This window comes from Candidatus Obscuribacterales bacterium, assembly GCA_036703605.1.
Classification (GTDB): Bacteria; Cyanobacteriota; Cyanobacteriia; order RECH01; family RECH01; genus RECH01.
Window position 1 is genome coordinate 1 of record DATNRH010001064.1, and the last position, 6,725, is coordinate 6,725.

The 6,725-nt window shown below is 53.9% G+C and carries 6 protein-coding genes; 1 reads left to right on the plus strand and 5 read right to left on the minus strand.

The window, feature by feature from the left end:
• On the minus strand, positions 1–850 hold an 850-nt coding region (locus V6D20_21670), incomplete at its 3' end, for a carbohydrate ABC transporter permease (GenBank protein ID HEY9818392.1).
• 771 nt (positions 851–1,621) lie between these two features.
• On the opposite strand from V6D20_21670, the gene V6D20_21675 reads away from it, so the two are divergent.
• Positions 1,622–2,317 carry an aldehyde oxygenase (deformylating) gene (locus V6D20_21675; GenBank protein ID HEY9818393.1) on the plus strand — a complete coding sequence of 232 codons (696 nt, stop codon included), beginning with the start codon at positions 1,622–1,624 and terminating at the stop codon, positions 2,315–2,317.
• Between the two features lie 114 nt (positions 2,318–2,431).
• On the opposite strand, the gene minE is transcribed toward V6D20_21675, so the two are convergent.
• The 4 genes from minE to ggt all read right to left on the minus strand — a co-directional run.
• A complete protein-coding gene (minE, locus tag V6D20_21680; GenBank protein ID HEY9818394.1) occupies positions 2,432–2,716 on the minus strand; it encodes a cell division topological specificity factor MinE in 285 nt (94 codons plus the stop codon).
• Positions 2,717–2,853: 137 nt separating this feature from the next.
• On the minus strand, positions 2,854–3,660 hold the full coding sequence (gene minD, locus V6D20_21685) for a septum site-determining protein MinD (protein ID HEY9818395.1): 807 nt from the start codon (positions 3,658–3,660) through the stop codon (positions 2,854–2,856).
• 284 nt (positions 3,661–3,944) lie between these two features.
• Positions 3,945–4,751 carry a septum site-determining protein MinC gene (minC, locus tag V6D20_21690; GenBank protein ID HEY9818396.1) on the minus strand — a complete coding sequence of 269 codons (807 nt, stop codon included), beginning with the start codon at positions 4,749–4,751 and terminating at the stop codon, positions 3,945–3,947.
• Between the two features lie 562 nt (positions 4,752–5,313).
• The coding region (gene ggt / locus V6D20_21695) for a gamma-glutamyltransferase (GenBank protein ID HEY9818397.1) at positions 5,314–6,725 on the minus strand (1,412 nt) is incomplete at its 5' end.

Here is a 6,725-nt window from a genome sequence, read left to right on the forward strand (position 1 = left end):
TAAACTGACGCTGGCCAATCAGAAAAAGCAGGACAACCGGTAGAGTTGCGATCGCCACCGCTGCCATCAACAGCGACCAGCTACTGGTGAACTGCTCCTGAAATTCGGCTAGGGCAAGCTGAACGGTGCGTAGTTCTGGACGAGTGGTAAACACCAGCGGCTTAAATAGATCGTTCCATTCGCCAATGAAGGTGAGTAGAACTAGGGTCACTACCGCCGGACGGGCTAAGGGAAACACCACTCGCCACAGCACCTGCCAGCGCGTGGCCCCATCTAGCATCGCGGCTTCTTCCAAATCGATCGGCAGAGACTGAAAACATTGCCGCATCCAAAAAATACCAAATCCACTAGCCGCCGTTGGCAAAATCAGCGCCGCGTAGGTATTGATCAAATGCCCCCAAGTGAGCACCATGAAGACTGGAATCACCAAAAGCTGGAACGGAATCACCAGGGTTGTCACGATCGCCAAGAGCAAGAGCCGACGGCCGCGAAACTGGAAACGAGCGATCGCATACCCCGCCAGAGTTGAGGTCAACACCTGCAGTAGGGTGACCGCTAAGGCCACCAGGGTGGAGTTAGCAAAACTCAGCAGGAAATGTCCCTGCTGCCAAGCCAGCCGATAGGATGTCCATGACCACGATCGCCCAGCAAAGGACACCGATTCTGCCCCCTCCCCCTGGAACGAGATGAGCAGCATGACGCCCAGGGGAGCCAGCACTAGCAGCGCCCCCAAACCAAGACCGACCACCGTCAGCCAAGCGATCGCCTGTGATTGCATCCACCGAACAAACCAGGATGTCTCCATCCCATCCTTTGGATCACTACTCACCGGGCACAACTCTTCGGGCATACGTCTCCAAGACAGACTTCAAGACAGAGGCATCGTTCAGATCTAGATCGTGAATCTAACACAGTCGGCTCGATGAGGTGATGGCTCCAGAGGAGGCGATCGGCTGAGACAGACATGGTTGGGATATCCAAGCGAGACGGTGCGTTACGGCTTTGCCTAGCAGCACCCTACAAAGATGCTGGGAGTCTCTATCGAGACGAACGGCAATCCTGAAACCTGTGCCATGATCGAGTAGATTGAAGCGATCATGAGCGATTAGATGCATCGATTGAAGCGATCGCGGGATCTAGATCCTCGTTCAAACTAGCTGAATCGCTTGCCAGTTCAGCAGCAAACAGGATCTGCTTGCCCATCGTGCCGTCGATTCACGGAGTCAATCGCTAGACTAGTATAAAGAACCCCATCATCAGCCCTTCAAGAACCATAGTTTGACCACAGCATTCAGATAGGTTCCCCCCTCCTGATGATGTTCTGAAGTTCCTCTATGGATCTTCTTGAACAGAACCAATACTCAGCGCAAAACCGTCGATTTTGCTGATCTAGCCAGAACTATTGATAAATATCCAACTTTGTTTTGTGCAAAAAAGATGCAATATTCCTATGGGTGAACCTGAATGCTTGTAAATCTCCCCCGAAACCTATTAGGGTGTAGGTTAAGGGAGGCCTGACCCAGCCCTCTGACTATATATATGAACAACCTGAGCGTACCGACCACGACTCTGACGCTTGTGTGGATCAAAGGCACCGTTTTGATTGAGGAGACGCAACGTTATGCCGCAGCTTGAGCTTAGCCCAGAACTTGATTTTCAGAGTGAAACCTACAAAGATGCGTACAGTCGCATCAATGCGATCGTCATTGAAGGAGAGCAAGAGGCATACGAGAACTACCAGCAACTCTCTGGTATGATGCCCGACAGCAAAGATGAGTTGCTGAAGCTCGCCAAAATGGAAAACCGCCACAAAAAGGGCTTCCAAGCATGTGGACGTAATCTAGACGTGTCGCCGGATATGGACTTTGCGAAAGAGTTCTTTTCCAGTCTGCATCAAAACTTTCAAACCGCAGCTGCGGAAGGCAAGATTGTTACCTGTCTTCTGATTCAGTCCTTGATCATCGAGTGTTTTGCGATCGCCGCCTACAACATCTATATCCCCGTCGCCGATGATTTTGCCCGCAAGATCACCGAAGGTGTTGTCAAAGACGAATATCTACACCTCAACTTTGGTGAAGAGTGGCTGAAGGCCAACTTTGAGACCGCCAAGGCTGAGCTAGAAGACGCCAATCGGCAAAACCTGCCCATCGTTTGGCGAATGCTGAACCAAGTGGAAGCTGATGCCCATGTTTTGGCGATGGAAAAGGAAGCCCTCGTCGAAGATTTCATGATCAGCTATGGTGAAGCCCTCAGCAACATTGGCTTCAACACTCGCGAAATTATGCGCATGTCTGCCTATGGGCTCACAGCGGCGTAAGATTGAAGTCCAGTTGAAGTTCAATTGAAGTTCATAGACCACGAACTGGGAGGTGCAGGCCATCTTCCAGTTTTTGAGTATCTGGGTCTGATCTGGGTATGGGATCTGGCCGGTCTAAGTATCTGGTGTCGGTTCTGCCTTAACGCGACGAATCGGCAGATTGGCAATCAGAGCCGTGGTGCGCTGATCATTCTCTAGGGAAAACTCGGTGCCATCGGAGTCAATTTCCACATAGCGAGACACCACCTCTAGAATTTCCTGGCGCATTTGTTCGAGCAGGGCCGGGGGTAGGTCAGCGCGATCGTGGGCTAGCACAATCTGCAAGCGCCGCTTTGCCGAGGTGCGGCTCGTTTCGGGCGTTCCGCGCGTGAGTAATCTGTCTATTAATTCACCGATCATGAGCTTTGCCACTTAAAGAGACGATGTGCAGTTTAGTTGTTCATCCAACCTATCCAGTTGCGCTGCTAAGCCGGCAGGGCTGCACCCAAACGATTGAAACATGTCATGTCAACGGAGATGACCACAGTTCCTCTTATCTAACGGGATGAACTCCTAAACATCCGCCGAATCCGCGAAAACAAATCATCATGGGCCGCACTCAGGTCTAGAAATGGCGTTTCTTCGCCATCCAAACGGCGGGCAATATTTTCAAAGGCGATCCCTGCGAGGGTGAGTTTTTCTGAGAGCACCAGCGGTTCGCCCCGATTAGTGGATACAATCACCCGTTCATCATCGGGAATGACGCCAATCAGGGGAATAGCTAGGATTTCCTGCACATCCTGCACCGACATCATCATGTCATCCCGCACCATCACCGGCTTGAGGCGGTTGACGATCAGCCGAATATTTTTAATATCATTGGCTTCCAAAAGCCCAATCACGCGATCGGCATCCCGCACCGCCGACACCTCTGGCGTTGTGACAATCAGCGCCTCTTTGGCAGCAATGGTGGCATTTTGAAACCCTTGCTCAATGCCCGCTGGACTGTCGATGATCACAAAATCAAAGGACTCGGTCAGCGATTCCACCAACTGCTTCATTTGCTCCGGCGTCACCGCATCCTTGGAGCGATTTTGGGCGGCGGGCAGCAGGGCGAGGTTGGGCTGCCGCTTGTCCTTCACCAAGGCTTGATCCAGCCGACAGTCGCCCGCCAGCACTTCCACGGCGGTGTAGACAATGCGATTTTCTAGCCCGAGGAGGAGATCGAGGTTTCTTAAACCAAAGTCTGCATCCACAACCGCGACCTTATGCCCTCGCTGGGCGATCGCCATCCCCAGGTTAGCGGAGCAGGTGGTCTTACCAACTCCACCCTTGCCAGACGTGATAACGATGATACGACTCATGGATTGTGGCGATTACCGAATAGACAACAACAGAGAGGTAGCGGAGCATTCATCTCAACCCCAGCACCCCGGGAAGCTCGAATCTGATGCTCGGTGGCAGATAGAACTCAGTCTATGTCACCATCCCGAGGAAGACCAAAATCAATCCCTGATTACTCTAGGGCATTTTGTCCAAGCGGGCTAGAGGGGAGGCGATCGCTTACATCGAGGTCATCTTAGTTCTGACCTTGAACGAGCGGTCTACCCAGATAGATTCTCTACTGCCCATGGAGTCCTACAAGCGCTTAGCTTGACCTAGAGTCTAACCGCATTTTAGGGAAATCGGCGGCCCGCGCGATACGAATTCCTTCCGAGGCCACGTAGGCCACTTCCGGATGGTAGTCATCGGGGGAGGCGGGCGCGCGGGCCACCCGCTGGGCGATGCGAATTTGGGTAGGCTCCATGCGCAGCGCCATAATCACACAGCGATCATTGCCGCTAGCGCCCGCCTGCGCCATGCCTCGCAGATAGCCCCATACGAGGACATCACCATCGGCAATCACGCTGCCTCCTGGATTCACATCCCCGAGAATAATGATGCTGCCCGGATGGCGCACTTCCATCCCCGATCGCACCGTAGTTTGCAGATAAAGAGGATCGGCCAGGGGGTTGCTGGCTTCGCCACTGGACTGGGTGAGGGGCGTTACCGGCGATAATTGCTCCACGGAATAGCCAATGGTGGCAGCGGCCACGGCGGTTTGCCGACGACTGGTGTAAATTCGCTTCAGGATGAGACCAGCATCGAGCAGAGCATCGGCGATCGCCTGCAGTTGTCGAGCATCCAAAAGGCGATCGCGGCCAATTAAATGTACTGACGTACCGTCTTTCCAAAAGCGATCGCCCGCATTCAGGCGATGCTTAAGCTGTTGATAGAGTTCATTCCAGGTGACAGAAACCTGAGCATCGGACTCAGGTGGCAACAGCAGCAAGAGCCGTCCTCCCTCGGTTTTGAACCGCACTTGGGGGTTGGCATTGCTTTCAGCCAACGATTGGGCGAGGGCAGAGACTTGGGGGCTAGTGGGCGTCGCGTCTGAGGTAGGGTCTGGCGTCATAAACTTGGCTCCCGTTTGACCGGGATGTGTGAGGGAACATAGACCATGTGTCAGTGTATGATCGATTGCCCAAAATCGGGCAATTTCCATGGGAACTCTCAAGGTGATCAACCTGACCTGAAAACTATCTCTGGAAGCTCGTACCTCCGGTTGTGCAACGTTGAACGCCTCGATTCAACCCAGGCGTGGGGATAGATGCCTGCCGAGCAGATGCCCAAGCCCGCCCTTCCAGGGAAGACGGCCACGGGCATTGCACCATGAACATTCTTTGAAGTCAGAGCTCGACAAGACAGCTCTCTGATGGACAACCTAAAGGCTAAGACCTTAGCTAGCCAAGGGTTACGGGGTTTTAAGTCATCTGGCATATGTGAAGGAGACATCAAGCGATCGGCAAAACTTCACGATTCTTTTGCGAAAAACCACGGCAGGGGGTTTGACCCCTCACCCCTGGAGTGCCATACTGTGTTATGTAGATGCACCCTGATGGTAGGGAGAGCCCAGTTGCTCTCCCTTTTTTTTGCCTATTCCCTAGAATCCAACCGAGGAAAGGCATTGGCGCGACTTAGCCCAAGGACACTGAGCCACCCCGCCGGCGATCGCCCACCCCATCTAGCGTCCCGTCTGGTTGACGGATCACCGCATGAACACCGCCGAAGAACATATTTTGCTGTTCCCACTGCAGAACGCCTTGGTCAAAGGGAAACTGTTGGCGATCGCAATCGAGGGACGGAAATCCCGGTTCTATATTCATCATGCCATCTTCCCAATGGATGCGGGGATGATGCACCGCTGCATCCAGATCCATGCCAAAGTCCAGTTGATGTGAGATCACCTGCAAAATGGCCGTGCGAATGCGATTTGATCCTCCCGACCCTAGGACAATCGAGGGGCGATCGCCCTCCAGAATCATTGTGGGAGCCATCATGGACGAAATGCGCACATCTTCCGTCCAGCTATGGAAGCCGTGGGGATGCAGATCGGCTTCGCCCAACATATTGTTGACCATCACCCCCGTTCCCGGAATCGCATAGCCACAGCCCTCACCATTGGAACTGGTGACACTGGCAGCATTGCCCTCCCGATCGACAACGCTAATGTGGGTGGTGCTGCCCCATTTATTCACCGGCAGGTGCTCAGCATAGGCCGCTAGGTGATCCGGAGCCAGAAACTGCTGGGCCACATCCGGGTCATAGAGACGGCGATCGTAGCCATCCTTACGCGCTTGGTTGGTCAACCGCATCACCGCCGCCAGCAACCGCACATGGTCAGGACTGCCCGCCGTCATCTGGGACAGATCCACGTGATTTAGCAGGGCCAAGGAAAAGCCAATCAATGCCCCACCCGAGCTAGGTGGAGGATTGGTGATAAACGTTTTGCCGCGATACTGCATCGCCAGGGGCTGCCGTTCGATCACCTGATACTGATCAAGATCCTCCAAGGTCAAATACCCGCCTCGCTCCTGGCAATCGGCAATCAACTGATGGGCCAGCTCTCCCCGATAAAAATCCGCCACTCCCACCTGGGCCAAATGCTCTAACGTGCGGGCAAAGTCGGGCATGGTGAGGCGATCGCCCTGTTGTGCCAAAACTCCGGTAGGTGCATAGACCTGACGCATAGCCGGATCGCGCAGCAGGATCGGCTCCAAAATTTGAAAACAATAGGCCTGGAATGCATTCACCTCCACCCCCGTCTTGGCGTAGTGAATCGCCGGCTCTGTCACCACTGAAAAGGGCAGGCGTCCCAAGGTTTGCTGTACATGGTAAATACCGCCGATGGTTCCTGGAACAGCGATCGCCCCTAGGCCAATGTGAAAATCCTGCACCGCCTCGCCAAAATTGACCGTCACCGGGTAGAAGTCTACCTGATCGATCGGCCGCTTACGGCGCGGTGTTTGCGTAAAAAAGTCGAATAACACATTACGCTGCGGCGTATGGGCTAGCAAAAAACCGCCCCCCGCCAACGACGTCAGCCCCG

Excerpts from the sequence above, each read along its gene's own strand:
- V6D20_21675 (HEY9818393.1), top strand. The coding sequence starts at position 1,622 with ATGCCGCAGCTTGAGCTTAGCCCAGAACTTGATTTTCAGAGTGAAACC.
- minC (HEY9818396.1), bottom strand. The coding sequence starts at position 4,751 with ATGACGCCAGACCCTACCTCAGACGCGACGCCCACTAGCCCCCAAGTC.
- minE (HEY9818394.1), bottom strand. The coding sequence starts at position 2,716 with ATGATCGGTGAATTAATAGACAGATTACTCACGCGCGGAACGCCCGAA.
- minD (HEY9818395.1), bottom strand. The coding sequence starts at position 3,660 with ATGAGTCGTATCATCGTTATCACGTCTGGCAAGGGTGGAGTTGGTAAG.